The sequence below is a fragment of the Saccharothrix sp. NPDC042600 genome (assembly GCF_040647305.1).
Taxonomy (GTDB): domain Bacteria; phylum Actinomycetota; class Actinomycetes; order Mycobacteriales; family Pseudonocardiaceae; genus Actinosynnema; species Actinosynnema mutabilis.
Genome location: NZ_JBEZBW010000016.1, coordinates 104,116 through 118,799, shown reverse-complemented (window position 1 = coordinate 118,799; position 14,684 = coordinate 104,116). Strand labels below are relative to the sequence as shown.

17 protein-coding genes are annotated in these 14,684 nt (G+C 73.7%); 7 read left to right on the top strand and 10 right to left on the bottom strand.

What is annotated here, in order from left to right; all coding sequences use genetic code 11:
* Window positions 1-131: 131 nt before the first annotated feature.
* Together AB0A74_RS14215 and AB0A74_RS14210 are read right to left on the bottom strand one after the other, a co-directional pair.
* Window positions 132-482 (bottom strand): VOC family protein, encoded by a 351-nt coding sequence (locus AB0A74_RS14215; protein ID WP_358249371.1) that lies wholly within the window; start codon window positions 480-482, stop codon window positions 132-134.
* Between the two features lie 81 nt (window positions 483-563).
* The gene (locus tag AB0A74_RS14210; protein WP_358249369.1) at window positions 564-785 is read right to left on the bottom strand and encodes a hypothetical protein; all 222 of its coding nucleotides are present in this window, start codon (window positions 783-785) and stop codon (window positions 564-566) included.
* A gap of 86 nt (window positions 786-871) precedes the next feature.
* Here AB0A74_RS14210 and AB0A74_RS14205 point away from each other — a divergent pair, with 86 nt between their 5' ends.
* The 5 genes from AB0A74_RS14205 (at window position 872) to AB0A74_RS14185 (ending at window position 5,580) form a co-directional block, all read left to right on the top strand.
* The gene (locus AB0A74_RS14205; RefSeq protein ID WP_358249367.1) at window positions 872-1,807 is read left to right on the top strand and encodes a helix-turn-helix domain-containing protein; all 936 of its coding nucleotides are present in this window, start codon (window positions 872-874) and stop codon (window positions 1,805-1,807) included.
* A gap of 68 nt (window positions 1,808-1,875) precedes the next feature.
* A complete protein-coding gene (locus tag AB0A74_RS14200; protein ID WP_358249365.1) occupies window positions 1,876-2,367 on the top strand; it encodes a hypothetical protein in 492 nt (163 codons plus the stop codon).
* Window positions 2,368-2,651: 284 nt separating this feature from the next.
* Window positions 2,652-3,557, top strand: a complete 906-nt coding sequence (locus AB0A74_RS14195; RefSeq protein WP_358249377.1) for an RIO1 family regulatory kinase/ATPase — start codon at window positions 2,652-2,654, stop codon at window positions 3,555-3,557.
* A 50-nt stretch (window positions 3,558-3,607) separates the two neighbouring features.
* Window positions 3,608-3,955 carry a hypothetical protein gene (locus tag AB0A74_RS14190; RefSeq protein ID WP_358249363.1) on the top strand — a complete coding sequence of 116 codons (348 nt, stop codon included), beginning with the start codon at window positions 3,608-3,610 and terminating at the stop codon, window positions 3,953-3,955.
* A 158-nt stretch (window positions 3,956-4,113) separates the two neighbouring features.
* On the top strand, window positions 4,114-5,580 hold the full coding sequence (locus AB0A74_RS14185; RefSeq protein ID WP_358249361.1) for a DEAD/DEAH box helicase: 1,467 nt from the start codon (window positions 4,114-4,116) through the stop codon (window positions 5,578-5,580).
* Between the two features lie 182 nt (window positions 5,581-5,762).
* Here the strand turns inward: AB0A74_RS14185 and AB0A74_RS14180 are convergent, their stop codons facing one another.
* Complete coding sequence (locus AB0A74_RS14180) at window positions 5,763-6,767, bottom strand: (4Fe-4S)-binding protein (protein WP_358249359.1); 1,005 nt, start codon at window positions 6,765-6,767, stop codon at window positions 5,763-5,765.
* Between the two features lie 87 nt (window positions 6,768-6,854).
* Here AB0A74_RS14180 and AB0A74_RS14175 point away from each other — a divergent pair, with 87 nt between their 5' ends.
* Window positions 6,855-7,298 carry a helix-turn-helix domain-containing protein gene (locus AB0A74_RS14175; protein WP_358249357.1) on the top strand — a complete coding sequence of 148 codons (444 nt, stop codon included), beginning with the start codon at window positions 6,855-6,857 and terminating at the stop codon, window positions 7,296-7,298.
* Here the strand turns inward: AB0A74_RS14175 and AB0A74_RS14170 are convergent.
* Window positions 7,288-8,160: a DUF5937 family protein gene (locus AB0A74_RS14170; protein WP_358249355.1), complete on the bottom strand. Its 873-nt coding sequence runs from the start codon at window positions 8,158-8,160 to the stop codon at window positions 7,288-7,290. The two genes, AB0A74_RS14175 and AB0A74_RS14170, sit on opposite strands and share 11 nt — an antisense overlap.
* Window positions 8,161-8,256: 96 nt before the next feature.
* Here AB0A74_RS14170 and AB0A74_RS14165 point away from each other — a divergent pair, with 96 nt between their 5' ends.
* Window positions 8,257-9,210 carry a hypothetical protein gene (locus AB0A74_RS14165; RefSeq protein WP_358249353.1) on the top strand — a complete coding sequence of 318 codons (954 nt, stop codon included), beginning with the start codon at window positions 8,257-8,259 and terminating at the stop codon, window positions 9,208-9,210.
* Here AB0A74_RS14165 and cobA read toward each other — a convergent pair.
* The 6 genes from cobA to AB0A74_RS14135 all read right to left on the bottom strand — a co-directional run bounded on the left by cobA (window position 9,152) and on the right by AB0A74_RS14135 (window position 14,683).
* The gene (gene cobA / locus AB0A74_RS14160; RefSeq protein WP_358249351.1) at window positions 9,152-10,372 is read right to left on the bottom strand and encodes a uroporphyrinogen-III C-methyltransferase; all 1,221 of its coding nucleotides are present in this window, start codon (window positions 10,370-10,372) and stop codon (window positions 9,152-9,154) included. The genes AB0A74_RS14165 and cobA overlap by 59 nt on opposite strands.
* Before the next feature lie 115 nt (window positions 10,373-10,487).
* Entirely contained in the window at window positions 10,488-11,204 is a 717-nt protein-coding gene (locus AB0A74_RS14155; RefSeq protein WP_358249350.1) for a PIG-L deacetylase family protein, read from the bottom strand.
* 10 nt (window positions 11,205-11,214) lie between these two features.
* Window positions 11,215-11,487: a hypothetical protein gene (locus AB0A74_RS14150; protein ID WP_358249348.1), complete on the bottom strand. Its 273-nt coding sequence runs from the start codon at window positions 11,485-11,487 to the stop codon at window positions 11,215-11,217.
* A gap of 68 nt (window positions 11,488-11,555) precedes the next feature.
* Window positions 11,556-12,338, bottom strand: coding sequence for a serine protease (locus AB0A74_RS14145; RefSeq protein WP_358249347.1), 783 nt, complete (start codon window positions 12,336-12,338; stop codon window positions 11,556-11,558).
* A 243-nt stretch (window positions 12,339-12,581) separates the two neighbouring features.
* On the bottom strand, window positions 12,582-13,844 hold the full coding sequence (locus tag AB0A74_RS14140) for a cobalamin biosynthesis protein (protein ID WP_358249345.1): 1,263 nt from the start codon (window positions 13,842-13,844) through the stop codon (window positions 12,582-12,584).
* Window positions 13,841-14,683, bottom strand: a complete 843-nt coding sequence (locus AB0A74_RS14135) for a hypothetical protein (protein WP_358249343.1) — start codon at window positions 14,681-14,683, stop codon at window positions 13,841-13,843. The genes AB0A74_RS14140 and AB0A74_RS14135 overlap by 4 nt, the downstream gene beginning before the upstream one ends.
* Window position 14,684 lies beyond the last annotated feature (1 nt).

Genomic DNA, 14,684 nt, shown 5'->3' with positions numbered 1-14,684 from the left:
GGCCCGGGTGGTGCAGTACGAGCTGACGGCGTTGACCCCGGAACACCACGCGGAGGTCGTGGAACTGCGCCGCGAGATCGAGTCCATGCCGGAGCGCCCGACGCCGGAGCGCCTGACGCCGCCGGACCGCCTCAGCCGGCCTGGCCCACGCAGAACTGGTTGCCGTCGGGGTCGGCGAGCACGGTCCAGGTCAGGCCGGGCACCGTGTGCTCGGCCACCTCTGTCGCGCCCAGGGAGATCAGCCGCGCGACCTCCGCGACCCGGTCCTCCACGACGGCGTCGAAGTGGATGCGGTTCTTACCGGGCACGGCGTCGTCCACGCGCTGGAGCCCGAGCTGCGGCCCGCCCTCGGCGGAGGGGGCGAGGATGAGGTACTCGCCCCAGTCGTGGGCGATCTCGGTGTTCAGGGCCCTGGTCCAGAAGTCGGCGAGCTTGCGCGGGTCGGCGGTGTCGATGGTGATCGAGGCGATGGTGAAGGACATGCCGCGAACCGTAACGACGACCACCGACAATCCGCCGCGGCCGGCCACCGGAGCACTTGGTCCGGCCGCCCCGCCGATGACTCAGACCGAGCGCGGGGCGAACCGTGCCCGGCGGGGCGTCTCGCGGACCGGCGCGTGGTCGGCGGCGGCGTGCAGCTCCGTCTCCACGCGGGCCAGGTCGCGGTCGTCCACGTCGGTGCTGCCGGCCAGGCGGGAGCCGGGGCGGGACTGCCGGTGGTGGTTGCGCTCCAGGCCGTAGACCACCAGCGCGAGGACGGACAAGGCGATCAGCAGTGCGGTCATGGCACCAACTATGCGACCGCCAAGAACCTGCCACCATTGGCAGGTTTGCCGTTGTCCGTCAAAATCCCGCCAGCTACGATCCTCCCATGCTGAGATCCGTCGCCGTCCCGATCATCGACGGGGTCACGCCGTTCGAGTTCGGCGTCCTCTGCGAGGTCTTCGGGATCGACCGCACCGACGAGGGCGTCCCGCCCATCGACTTCAAGGTGTGCGGCGAACGTCCCGGCGAACCGGTCCGCACCAGCGTCGGCGCGTCGATCGTCGCCGACCACGGGTTCGACGCCCTCGACTCCGCCGACCTGGTCGCGGTCGCCGCCTGCCAGGTCCGCGACGGCTACCCCCGGGCCCTGCTCGACGCCGTGGCGAGCGCCAAGACCGTCCTGTCCGTGTGCAGCGGCGCGTTCGTGCTCGGCGCGGCGGGCCGGCTGGACGGACGGCCCTGCACCACGCACTGGCGGTACGTGGACGAGCTGGCCGAGCGCTTCCCCAAGGCGCGGGTGGACCCGGACGTCCTGTTCGTCGACGACGGCGACGTCATCACCGGCGCCGGCACGGCGGCGGGCATCGACGCGTGCCTGCACGTGGCCCGCCGCGAACTCGGGGCCGCCGCCGCCAACGCCATCGCGCGCCGCATGGTCGTGGCTCCCCAGCGGGAGGGCGGGCAGCGGCAGTTCATCGTGCAGCCCACCGTGCACGAGGCGGACAGCCTCCAGCCGACGCTGGCCTGGATGACCGAGCACCTCGACACCGAGCACACCGTCGGCAGCCTCGCCCGGCACGCCCGCATGTCCGAGCGCACCTTCGCCCGCCGGTTCGCCGCCGAGACCGGCACCACCCCGCACCGCTGGCTCACCACCCAGCGCGTCCTGCGCGCCCGCCAACTCCTGGAGGAGACCAGCCTCGGCATCGAGGCCATCGCGCACCAGTGCGGGTTCGGCACGGCCGCCCTCCTGCGGCACCACTTCCACTCCGTGGTGGGCGTCGCGCCCAAGGACTACCGCCGGTCGTTCGCACATCGGTGAGCGGCCAAAAGCGTGACTGAACGCAGCGAGGTGTCACCTCTCGTGACGCTGCTGATTCAATAGGCGGCGTGAGCCCCGACACACCCGGCGAAGACGACGACGCTGCCACACCGACGGGTCTGCGCGGTGTCATCGAAGACCTGCGGACCGACGCCATGGACGCGCCGGAGACCCTGAAACGCGTCTGGTGCGGACTGGTCCAGGCACGCCTGCTCGGACTGCGCCTGGCCACCGACGACCGCTACCGCAAGCTCCAGGTCAACGCCGAGTCCGTGGAGCACCAACTGGCCCGCGACCTGGGCACCTCCGCCGCCTTCGCGGGCGAACCGCTGGCGCTGCCCACCCCGCCGGCCGCCGCGCCGCTGCCGCCCGAGCAGGTCCAGGAGGCGGTGGACGCCCTGGTCGAGTTCAGCGCGACGGCCCGCCGCACCATGCTCGCCGCCGCCCCGAGCGCGACCCAGTGGGACGACGAACGCGTGCTGCGCCACGACTCCAAGGTCATGGGCGAACTCGGTGCGGCCTGGCTCGGCCAACGCACCAGCTACCGCGTCGACCGGTAAAAAACCGCTTGCGCCGCGCGACACCCGCGCGGCACTCTTCCCGCGAACGAACGAGCGCCGGGTGATCCGGTGGACCCGAGGAGGTGCCAGATGGCGATCGCTGTCCGGGACGTGGCACCGACCCGTCCACTCGCCCCGCAGGCCTAGCGCGCCGACCACACGCGCCGCCTGGGGCGACCACCTCCTCCCTCTTGGAGATCACCCCAGTGCGCAAGCACAAGTTCAACCTGCACTCCGACGACCTCGAAAACGACTTCGAGGACGCCTTCGACCACGCCGACGACCTGACCTGGGGCGCCAAGCGCCGCCGGACCGAGGACGAGGTGGAGCCGACCCGCCGCGGCCGGCTCACCGAGGAGGCCCGCGACCGCCTCGCGCAGATGCGCGAGGACGCCGAGGCCGCCGACGTCCCCGAGGACGGCGACCGCTGGACCACCTGGGACACCGCCGACCAGGGCCCGAAGCCGTGGCCGGCGTGGCTGGTCACCGACCTGTCCGCCGTGGACCGGGAGCTGGGCGTGCTCAAGACCGGCAAGGAAGCGGACGTCTTCCTGCTGGAACGGGCCGTCCCCGGCACCGACCGGTCGTGCGTGCTGGCCGCCAAGCGGTACCGCAGCAACGACCACCGCATGTTCCACCGGGACGCCGGCTACCTGGAGGGTCGCCGGATGAAGAAGTCCCGCGAGACGCGGGCCATCGCCAACCGCACGGCGTTCGGGCGCAACCTGATCGCCGAGCAGTGGGCGGTCGCCGAGTTCGCCGCGCTCAGCGCGCTCTGGCAGCGGGGCGCGCCGGTGCCGTACCCGGTGCAGCGGGCGGGCACGGAACTGCTGCTGGAGTTCGTCGGCGCGGACGGCGCCGCCGCGCCCCGGCTCGCCCAACTGCGGCCGGAGCCCGACGAGCTGCTGGACCTGTGGCGGCAGCTCGTGGACGCCCTGGGCATGCTCGCCGCGGCGGGCTACGCGCACGGCGACCTGTCGGCGTACAACCTGATGGTGCACGACGGCCGGCTGGTCGTGATCGACCTGCCCCAGGTGGTGGACCTCGCGGCGAACCCGCGCGGGCCGGAATTCCTGGAGCGGGACGTGCGCAACATCGTGGGCTGGTTCAGCCAGCGCGGCCTCCCGGTCGAGATGGCGGATCCGGTGGACCTGACCGCGACCCTCCTGGAGCTGGCCGGTCTGCGCTGATCACCGCCCGGACCAGGGCGAACACCTCCTCCGCCGGGCGGCGGCGGTCGGTGGCCGGCCAGTTCGGCCACCACCGCGTGCCGCTCGGCGAGGCGGTGGCGAGGGCGATTGGCGACCATGCGGGGCTGGACCGCCAAAAGCGGGTGATGGCCACCACCCCCGCACAAGCGGCGATCGCCATCGGCCTGATGGGTGGTGTTTTCACCGCGTCTGCGGCGGCCGGCGCGCGCACGGGTAAGCGATCACCGTTCTTCCAGACCCGTAAATGCATCCGTCCGAACCACGTCCCACGTGCGCTGATGTGGTTCCCGATCGCCTTGGGAACCGTGCGCGGAATCGCGCGTTTGGCGACCCGTGTGCGCGAGAACACCGCCTTGGTGCGACACACCGGACATTGATCGGCTAGACTGGACGGTGCACCGCCCGGTGACGCGAATCAGCGGTTCCTACCGCGGTGCTCCCCAACCACGATCGGCGCGCAACCGCGCCGGGCTCGTCCTTGCGATCCGCGGCAACAGGCAGATCCCCGAGACGTGCCATGTCCCGGAGGTTTGTTTTGCCACCACTGTCCCACGGCCGTTCCGAGCGCCCGCAGCACCGCAAACCGCGTACGCGGCGCCCGTCAGGCCAGGGCAACCGCCGTCCCCAGCCCGTGCTGGAGACGACCATCCCGGATCATGTCGAGAGCACCGTGCCCGAGGGCCCGCTGCCCTCGTTCGCCGAACTCGGCCTCGCCGACGAGCTGGTCAAGGCGCTCGCGCAGGCCGGCATCGCCGAGCCGTTCCCCATCCAGGCCGCCACGCTGCCCGACTCGCTGGCCGGCCGCGACATCCTCGGCCGGGGCCAGACCGGCTCCGGCAAGACGCTGGCGTTCGGCCTGGCCCTGCTGTCCCGCCTCGCGGGCGGCCGGGCGAAGCCGTTGAAGCCGCGCGCGCTGGTGCTCGTGCCCACGCGTGAGCTGGCCATGCAGGTCGAAGAGGCGCTCTCGCCGTTCGCGCGGGCGCTGGGCCTGTGGTGCCGCACGGTCGTCGGCGGCACGTCGTTCCCGCGGCAGATCGACGCGCTGCGGCGCGGCGTGGACCTGCTGATCGCGACGCCGGGCCGGCTGTCCGACCACGTGCGCCAGGGCACGGCCGACCTGTCCGAGGTGCGGTTCACCGCCCTGGACGAGGCCGACCAGATGGCCGACATGGGCTTCATGCCGCAGGTCCGCGCCATCCTCGACCTGACCCCGCAGGACGGGCAGCGGCTGCTGTTCTCGGCGACGCTGGACGGCGACGTCGACAAGCTGGTCCGCCAGTACCTGCACGACCCGGTGGTCCACTCGGTCGCGCCGCCGACCGGCAGCGTGACCACGATGGAGCACCACCTGCTGTTCGTCTCCGCCGAGGACAAGCAGAACGTGGTGACCGAGGTCGCGGCCCGCGAGGGTCGGACGATCATGTTCGTGCGCACCAAGCACCACGTGGACCGGCTGGCGAAGAAGCTGCGCCAGATGGGCGTCCACGCGGGCGCGCTGCACGGCGGCAAGGCGCAGAGCGCCCGGACCCGCGTGCTGGGCCAGTTCCGCGAGGGCACCACGCCGGTCCTGATCGCCACCGACGTGGCCGCGCGCGGCATCCACGTGGACGACGTCTCGCTGGTCGTGCACGTCGATCCGCCGGCCGACCCGAAGGACTACCTGCACCGCGCCGGCCGCACGGCGCGCGCGGGCCAGTCGGGCACCGTGGTCACCCTGGTGACCCACGACCAGAAGCGCGCCGTGCAGGGCCTGACGGCCCGGGCGGGCATCCGCCCGGCGACGTCGAAGGTGCGCCCCGGCGACGACGAGCTGGTCCGCATCACCGGTGCCCGGGTGCCCAGCGGCATCCCGGTGACCGAGCCGGAGGTCCCGGTGCGCGCGCCGCGCCGCAACGGCGGCCCGCGTCGCGGCGGCAACGGCGGCGGCTTCCGCGGCGGCCGACCGGACCGCGACCGCGCCGAACGCGGCTTCCGCCCGCGCCGGAGCGCACAGCACTCCTGAGCCGACAACGGCCGGGGCCGCCCGCACTTCGTGTGGGCGGCCCCGGCCGTTGTTGAGGGGACGGTAGGCCTCACGGCCGCTGTTGGGGGGACGGCCGGCCTCGACCGCTGGTGGGGGACGGCCGACCCCGGCCGCTGTGGAGGCCAGCCGGCCCCCATTGCGGGTGGCCGGCTCGATCGCGTTCAGAGGCCGTTGGAGACCTGCCGGACTTCCTTGTGCGGGAAGCGCCGACGCACGTGTTCCTCCGCCGCCGACCCCGGCACCACGTACACCGGCTCCTCCTTGTCCTGCAACGGCTTCACCACGTCGGCCAGGAACCCCTTGCGATCGGCCAGGAACGGCCCGATCACGTCCGACCCCGCCGGGCACGCCGCCATGCAGTACGCCGCCTTGTAGTTCGGCTTGTACGCCAGGCTCTGCCACATCGACGCCGACTCCCCCGCCGTGACGCGCTTGCGGTAGTCCTCGCGGTCCGTGCTCTCCACGACCGTCCCGACCCAGTCGGTGAACCCGCTCATGAACTCCCGGTAGTTGTGCGTGTAGCAGGCCACCAGGTCGAACGACCCCTCCTTGCCGATCGCGCCCACCGGGCACGCCGCCACGCACAGCTTGCACTCCAGGCACGGGTTGAAGTCCGTCGGACCGGTCGGCTCGTCGACCTCGAAGTCCGCGACGACCGTGCCCAGCAGGATGAAGTTGCCGAACCGCGGGTGGATGACGTTGCGGTGGATGCCGATCCGCCCCAGGCCCGCCGCCTGCGCGACCAGCTTGTGCGAGATCACCCAGCCGCGCGCCGGGAAGGCGTCCATCTCCTGCGGGAACGCCGAGGCCGGGTGCACGACCCGGTGACCGGCGTCCTGCAACGCCAGCGCCAGCCGGTGCCCGACCTCCTCCGCGCCGTCCAGGGCCTGGTGGAACTCGGTGTTCGCGACGCTGCGCAGCGGGCTGCGGACGTTGTCGCGGTTCATCCGCACGCAGAACGCGATGTACGTGCGGGCCCGCGGCAGCGCGGTGCGGGCGTGCTCCAGGTCCACCTCCAGCCCCGGCGTCTCGACCGGCACGAAGCCGACGTCGTCCGCCCCCGCGCGGAAGGCCACCTCGCGCAGCCAGGCCGCCGGCACCGGGGTCCGCCGCGCCGCCGGCGGGTTGGCGCGGACCTCAAGCACGGTCGGGTGGTCATCACGCATGGGTTGCCTCCACTCACAGGCTGGGTTTCGCTCAGCAACCTAGCTCGGCTGGGTTCCGTTCGGCAACCCAGGGAGTACCGTGGAGGCGTGCAGGGAGTGGTCATCGACAACGACAGGTGCTCGATCGCGCGGGCCCTGGGCGTGCTGGGCGAGCGCTGGTCGCTCCAGATCGTCCGGGACGTGTTCAACGGCGTGCGCCGGTTCGACGCGCTCCAGCAGCACCTCGCCATCGCCCGCAACGTGCTGACCAACCGCCTGCACGCCCTGGTCGAGGCCGGTTTGCTGGAACGCAGGCCGTACCAGGAGTTCGGCAGCCGCGTGCGCTACGAGTACGACCTGACCCCGGCGGGCCGCGACCTGTGGCCGGTGCTGATGTCCCTGATGGCCTGGGGCGACCGCCACCTGGCCGACGGCCCGCCGCCGGTCGAGCCGGAGCACGTGGACTGCGGCGGCCGGGTCCGGCTCGTGCCGGTCTGCGAGCACGGCCACGCGGTCGAACCCCGGCAGCTCGGGCTGCGGCTCAGTCGATGAGCGCGTCGGCGCGGGCGGTGCGCATGTGGAGCATCGTCCGGCCCTCGCGGCGGGTGGTCACCAGGCGGGCCGCGCGCAGCACCGCCACGTGCTGCGACACCGCGCCCGCCGTCACGCCCAGCCGGGACGCCAGCTCCGTGGTGGACATCGGGGCCGACAGCAGGCCCAGCAGCGCCGCCCGGGTCCGGCCGACCAGGGCCGCCAGCTCGTCGCCGACCACCGGCGCGGGCTCCTCCCACAGCGTCCCGATCCCGCGCGCCGGGTAGCGGACCACGCCCGGCCCCACCGGGTCCACCGCCGCCCACGCCCGCGGCCAGCAGAACACGCTCGGCGACAGCACCAGGCCCGCCTCGGACAGGTCCACCCGGTGCGGCTGGTCGGCGCGCCGGTCCGCGTAGAGCACCAGCTCACCGCCCGACCAGCTCACCTCCGGGTGCAGCTCGCCGAACACCGCCTCCACCCCGCGGTCGGCCAGCACCGACGCGCGGAACGCGATGTCCGCCTCCAGCAGCGCCCTGATCCGCGGCCAGAACGGCGCGACCAGCACCTCGTGGCACGCCCGCACGACGTCCGCCACCCGCGCCGGCACGCCGGCCAGCTCCGCCTCCAGGTCCGGCATCCGCACGTCCGGCACGGGCATCAGGACCGCGGGCTTCACCGGCCCCGCGACCAGGTCCAGCAGCACGTCCAGGTCCTGGATGGACCCCGCCCGCTCGCGCGCCCACGACACCCACGGCAGGTGCACGGCGTGCGCACCGGGCACGCGCAGCCCGTCCACCGCCATCACGGTCTCGAACACGGGCGAGTACGCGAACCGCACCCTGGCCAGGCCCACGCCCGCCAACGAGATCCGCACGGCCACCGGGCCAACCCTCCCTCGCGGCGGGGGACAGCCCTACCCCGGACTCGCCTGCCGACACCAGTGATCGACACGGTACAACCGAGCACGCTCTACGGCATGACCAAGTCCTGGCACCGCCCCTCCCTGTGGGTCGCCGTCGCGATGGCCGTCCTGTCCCTGGTCCCGCTGGTCGGGCTCGTGGTGGACGACCGCGTGCTCAACGGCGAACCGGTGTGGCTCAAGCCCCTGAAGTTCGGCCTGTCCCTGGCGATCTACTCGGCCACCCTGTCCTGGATGCTCTCCCTGCCGCACAAGGGGAAGCGGTGGACGTCCGGGTTGGCCACGACGATCACGTGGATCCTGTTCGCGGACGTGGCGCTGGTGGGCATCCAGGCCGCGCGCGGCACGTTCAGCCACTTCAACTCGTCCTACGGCGACCCCTACAACCAGGTCGTCCAGTTCATGTTCGGCACGTCGATCCCGTTGATGTTCCTGGCCAACGTGGTCCTGGCGGTCTTCCTGTCCGTGCAGAAGCTCGGCGACCGCCCGACCACGTGGGCCATCCGCACCGGCCTCTACATCGCGGTCCTGGGCATGGCGTCGGGCTACCTGATGGTCTTCCAGGCCAAGCACAAGCGGTCCGTCGTCACCGACGCGGCGGGGCACGAGATCAAGATGCACGGCGGGCACGCGGTGGGCGTGCCGGACGGCGGCCCCGGCATGCCGGTGACCACGTGGAGCACCACCGGCGGCGACCTGCGCATCCCGCACTTCTTCGGCATGCACGGCCTGCAGGTGCTGATCCTGCTCGGGCTCGGGCTGACCGCGCTGGGCCTGGCCGAGCGCACCCGCCTGCGCCTGGTCCTGGTCGCGGCGCTGGGCTACACCGGCGTGTTCGTGGTGCTGACCTGGCAGGCGCTGCGCGGTGAGCCCCTGGTGCACCCCGGACCCACCACGCTCGCGTCGCTGCTGGCCGTGCTCGCCGCCCTCGTCCTGGGCGTCGCGTGGGCGTTCAGGAAGTCCGGAACGGCAACTCCGACGCCAGTCCGGCAACCGGTCCCACAACGATGATCGCGGGCGGGCGGATCGCGTGCTCGACCACGTCGGCGGCCAGGGAGTCCAAAGTGGACCGCACGACGCGCTGGGCCCGCGTGCTGCCCTCCTGCACGACCGCCACCGGGGTGTCACCGGGCCGGCCGGCGCGCAACGCCGCGGCGAACGCGCCGGCCCGCTCCACGCCCATCAGGATCACGACCGTGCCGCGCAGCCGGGACAGGGCGTCCCAGTCGACCATCGAGCGCTCGTCGTCGGGGGCCACGTGCCCGGACACCACGACCACCTCGTGCGCCACGCCCCGGTGCGTCACCGGCACGTCGGCCAGCGCCGGCACGCCGAACGCGCTGGTCACGCCGGGCACCACGGTCACCGGGACCCCGGCCTCGGCGCACGCGATCAGCTCCTCGAAACCGCGCCCGAACACGTACGGGTCGCCGCCCTTGAGCCGGACGACGAACTTCCCGGCCTTGGCGTTGTCCACCAGCGTGGTGTTGATGAACTCCTGCGACGCCGCCCGCCCGTACGGGATCTTCGCGGCGTCCACCACCTCGACGTGCTGCGGCAGCTCGTCCAGCAGCTCCTGCGGGGCCAGCCGGTCGGCCACGACGACGTCCGCGCGGGCCAGCAGCCGCCGCCCGCGCACGGTGATCAGGTCCGGGTCGCCGGGGCCGCCGCCGACCAGCGCCACCCCGGCGAACCGCTCGTGCTGGTCGTTGAGGGACCCGTCGCGCAGGGCGGAGAGCAGCCCGTCGCGCACCGCCGCCGACCGCCGGTGCTGCCCGCCCGCGAGGACGCCGAGCAGCAGCCCGTCGTGCTCGCCGACCGCGGGCGTGACGGCGGTGCCCTGCACGGCCACGTCGGCGCGCACGCAGAAGACCCGCTGCGCGGTGGCGTCGGCGGTGACCCGGGCGTTGACCTCGGGGTCGGACGTGCAGGCCAGCACGTACCAGGCGGCGTCGAGGTCGCCGGTCTCGTAGCGGCGGCGGTGCCACACCGCGTCCCCGGCGTCCACGATTCCCTGGACCGCGGGCGTCACCTCCGGCGAGACGACCTCGACCCGGGCGCCCGCGGCGACCAGGCGCGGCAGCCGCCGCTGGGCGACCGTGCCGCCGCCCACGACGACGACCCGCTTGCCCGCCAGGTCGAGGCCCACAAGGTAGTGCTGTTCACCGTGCATGGGTAGAAGCATCCACACCGGACATGTCATGTCCAACCCGGGTGCCGTGTTAGATGGCGCACCTCCGGCGCGCGGCTCGGGCCGACCGGGAGTCGGCTCGTCGCGGGGCCGGGCGCTACATCGCCAGCAGCTCGAAGGGCGCGGCGAGCCGGCCGCCGAACCGCTGCGCCGCCGACTCGGCCATCCGGCGCAGGAACGCCTCGGGGTCGGCCATGGGCCCGCCGCCGAGTCCCGCCAGGTAGGCGGCGTGCTCGCGCAGGGACGCGACGCCGAGGTCGAAGGTGTCGGTGAGGTCCACGGCGTGCCCGGACTCGGGCGAGGCGGCCAGCGCGACGTGGCGGACGCCGTTCCACGGTTCGAGACCGAGGTCGCGGAACACCCACCGGTTGCCGGCGTCGCGCACGGCGTCCACGACGGCCCGGCCGACGACCTTGTGGTCCGCCATGTTGAGCACGCCGCCGGGGAAGGTGTCGCGGAAGTTGTTGGTGAGCACGATCTCCGGGCGGTGCCGGCGGATGGCGGCGGCGATGTCGCGGCGCAGCGGCAGGCCGTACTCGATCGTGCCGTCCGGGTGGTCGAGGAACTCGACCTCGGTCACGCCGACGACGGCGGCACCGGCGATCTGCTCGCGCACGCGCAGCGGCCCGGCCTCCTCCGGCGGCATCGAGTCGATGCCCGCCTCACCCCGGGTGACCAGCAGGTACGCGACGGACCTGCCCTGCCGCGTCCAGCGGGCGACCGCGCCGGCGCCCCCGTATTCGAGGTCGTCGGGGTGGGCCACGACCGCGAGGGCGCGGTCCCAGTCCTCGGGCAGCGGCAGGTAGTCGTCCACGCCGCGGAGGCTACTTGACCTCGATCTCCGCGCCGACGGCTTTGGCGTTGGTGCACGAGATCGCGAGGGTGCCGTCACCGGTCTGGATGGTCATCCACCGGCTGCGGGCGAACTTGCCGTCCTCACAGGCCACGACCAGGCGGAAGGTGCCGGTGCCGGAGCACCAGCCGTTGCCGGTGGACCCGGAGACCGACGTGCCGCAACCGTGGAGGCCCGGGTCGGCGTGGGCGGAGGTGGCGGTGGCGCCGAGGAGCAGGAGCACGGCGATGAGCAGTCGTCGCATGGCGCCGATCGGACCACGCGGGCCGTGCCCACGCCCGGCAGGTCACCCGGACGTGGGCACGGCGCGGTTCACGAGTTGATCTGCTGGGTGAGCGCCGAGTAGTAGGTGGAGATGCGGGCGTAGACGCCGGGGTAGCCGGCGAGCGCGCAGCCCCGACCCCACGAGGTGGCGCCGATCAGCTTGCCGCCGGCGACCAGCGGGCCGCCGGAGTCGCCCTGGCAGGTGTCCACGCCACCCTGCGGGTAGCCCGCGCACACCATCGAGGTGCTGCTGTAGTTGGAGTACGCGGTGCGGCAGGTCGCGTCGGACGTGACCGGGACGGTGGCCTTGAGCAGGTAGCGCGACGCCGAGCCGCCGGAGGAGGTCGTGCCCCAGCCGAGGATGGTGGCGTTCGTGCCGGCCGCGTAGAGGGCCGTGTCGGACGGGGTGGCCAGGGGCAGGTAGGCGGAGGAGATGTTGCGGTCGAGGGTCAGGACGGAGACGTCGTAGCCCGAGGTGGCCGAGCGGTAGGACGGGTGGATCCAGATCCGGGTGACACCGGCGACGATGCCGGCCGTGCTCTGCTTGTCCTCACGCCCCCAGACCACGCGGGTGCTCGACGGCGTCCGGCCGCTGGTGCAGTGGGCGGCGGTGACGACCTTGTTGGCGGAGACGAGCGTGCCGCCGCAGAACTGCCCGCCGCTGGAGGTGGCGAGGTAGACGGTCCAGGGGTACTGGCTGATGGACGCCCGCGTGCCACCGACGATGTAGGGCTCGACGGTGTCCGCTTGCGCTGGTGCGACGGTGAGCAACCCGACCGCGGCGATGGCTGCGGCGAGAGCGGTGATCAGGCGATGCAGGGTTTTCGCCATGGCGCTCTAGTCCTTCCGGCAGGGAACGGTCGGCGGCGTCCTCCCAGCTAGGCGGAAAACGGCCGGGGCGACAAGCCTCGGATCCGGCTTCACACTTGACGACCCGGCGGTGCGGGGTTCGGGGTGGGTTCGGGGTTCGGCCGGGTGGGCGCGGGCCGGGTGAGCGAGGTCGGGCGGGCTCGCGGCGGGCGCGGCTGGGGGCGGGGGCGCGTCGGCGAGTTCAGGTGTGAGGCGTGCAGCGTGTCAGCGGGTGCGGGTGGTGCTCACACCGGCGACCCGCACGACCTCCGCCCGCACCGGTCCCGTGACCTCGGGCCCGAAGTCCCGGTCCACGTAAGCCACCGCCGCGCCGGCCTCGGCCAATCCCACCGCGCCGTCCGCGACCACCCGCGTCCCCGGCCGCAACAGGTGCCGCACCAGGGCCACGCACTCCTCCGACCCGACCACCACGGACGCCCGCCGCAGCTCCGCCTCCGCCCGGGGCGTGCGCTCGTCGGCCTCCCCCGGACCCAGTCCCACCAGCGCCAACCGGCCGCGCGGCAGCACCCGGGCCGCCGCCACGGTCACCGACTCGCCCTTCACCTTCTCCACCGCGATCTCGACCCGGCCGCCGCCCGAGAGCTCCATCGCACCGCGCAGCGCCGCCGCCTCCGCCACCGACGGGATCCCGATCGCCAGCTCCGCCGGGTTCGGCACCGGCACGACCGCCAGCTCCTCCGCCGGGTACACCAGCAGCGGAGCGACACCCGAGTGCCAGAAGCCCCAGTCCTCGACGGCGTCGGTGATGCCCTGCTCCGCCGCCTTGCGGTCCACCGTGGCGAACGCGCGCACCGCCCGCAGGTCCAGGCCGCGCGCCTCCAGCTCGCCCAGCACCGCCGACACCGCCTGCGCCGACACCCCGCTGCCCGACCCGATGCCCACGACCAGCGACCGCGGCACCAACCGGACCACGTCCTCGCGCGGCCTGCCCTTCGGGATGCGGTCGTCCAGCAGCACGGTCCACCCGGCGCCGTGCACGTCCGCCCCCACCACGACGTTGTCCGGCAGCGCCGGCAGCGGGAAGCCCAACGGGTTGGCCAGCACGACCCGCTCGCCCGCGCGCAGCGCCGCGCCGCACGCCGCCAGGTCGCCCTCGACGGACACGTCCAGCAGCTCGACCAGCTCGTCCAACGGCGAGATGTCCGTCGGCGTCAGGACCGGCGTGTTGTCCAGCAGGTCCGCGACCTGCACCGCCAACGCGTCCGCGCCGCCCAGCAGCGACACCGTGAACCCGCCGTCCACGCACACCACACCGGGGTCCGCGCGCTCGTCCCGCAGCAGCGGCGCGACCAGCCGGACCGTCGCCTCGGTGCCCAGGAAGAACACGGCCGATCCCAAGCGCGGCCACAACCTGCGCAGCGCCGGGCGCACCGGGCCGTCCGGCACGACGGCGTCCGGGCCGAGCCGCTTGGCCAGGTCGACGGCCGACCGCCGCGCCACCTCACCCGCCGCGAAGACCCCGATCACGACTTCCTCGTCCCCCACAGCACGGTCACCGGGTTCGCCGCGAGCAGCGTCCCGCCGGTCAGCCGCGCCGCCGACAACTGGCTGCCCTCGACCTCGTACCCGGCCTGCGCCAACGCGTCCCGCGCGGGCAGCACCCGGTCCAGGTCGGCGGTCGCCACGACGACCCGGCCGGCCCCGACCCGGGCGCACCGCCGCACCACGTCCGCGCCACCGCCGCCGACGAACACGGCGTCCGGCCGGGGCAGGTCGGCGGCCTCGGCCAGCGGCGACTCCACGACCCGCACGTCCACGCCGTGCGCGGAGGCGTTGGCGATGATCCGCACGCACTGCACGGGGTCCTGCTCGACCGCGATCACGGCCGCTCCCAGCCGGGCGCACTCGACCGCGACCGCACCGGGACCCGCGCCGACGTCCCACACCAGCACGCCGGGCCGCGGGGCCAGCCGGGACAGGGCCAGCGCGCGCACCTCGGCGGTGGCGACCATGCCGTCCCGGTGGGCGAAGTCGTCGTCCGGCAGCGCCCAGCCGCCCCCGGCCACCGGAAGAGCGCTTTCCGCCACGCACAACAGGAAGTCCGGCGCGTTCCACCGGCGCACGACCGCATCCGCCGGGTCCACGGTGGACAGTTCACCGCCGTCGGACACGGTCAGCGTCCGCCGCCACCCGGCCAACCCGGCGGCCAGCTCGGCCGGGTCCGCGCCCGCCACGACGACGGCGGCGCGGGCGCGGCACACGTTGAGCGCGTGCCGGACGCCCACGGCGGCGGCGTCCACGACGGTCACCGAGTCCCACGACCGGCCGGTCGCGGTGAGAAAACCGTGCAGTGCGACTACATCCATG

What these genes read in the sequence shown, in the direction of transcription:
- AB0A74_RS14215 (WP_358249371.1), bottom strand. Translation starts at nt 482, where the DNA reads ATGTCCTTCACCATCGCCTCGATCACCATCGACACCGCCGACCCGCGC.
- AB0A74_RS14210 (WP_358249369.1), bottom strand. Translation starts at nt 785, where the DNA reads ATGACCGCACTGCTGATCGCCTTGTCCGTCCTCGCGCTGGTGGTCTAC.
- AB0A74_RS14205 (WP_358249367.1), top strand. Translation starts at nt 872, where the DNA reads ATGCTGAGATCCGTCGCCGTCCCGATCATCGACGGGGTCACGCCGTTC.
- AB0A74_RS14180 (WP_358249359.1), bottom strand. Translation starts at nt 6,767, where the DNA reads ATGCGTGATGACCACCCGACCGTGCTTGAGGTCCGCGCCAACCCGCCG.
- AB0A74_RS14165 (WP_358249353.1), top strand. Translation starts at nt 8,257, where the DNA reads ATGACCAAGTCCTGGCACCGCCCCTCCCTGTGGGTCGCCGTCGCGATG.
- cobA (WP_358249351.1), bottom strand. Translation starts at nt 10,372, where the DNA reads ATGCACGGTGAACAGCACTACCTTGTGGGCCTCGACCTGGCGGGCAAG.
- AB0A74_RS14150 (WP_358249348.1), bottom strand. Translation starts at nt 11,487, where the DNA reads ATGCGACGACTGCTCATCGCCGTGCTCCTGCTCCTCGGCGCCACCGCC.
- AB0A74_RS14145 (WP_358249347.1), bottom strand. Translation starts at nt 12,338, where the DNA reads ATGGCGAAAACCCTGCATCGCCTGATCACCGCTCTCGCCGCAGCCATC.
- AB0A74_RS14135 (WP_358249343.1), bottom strand. Translation starts at nt 14,683, where the DNA reads ATGGATGTAGTCGCACTGCACGGTTTTCTCACCGCGACCGGCCGGTCG.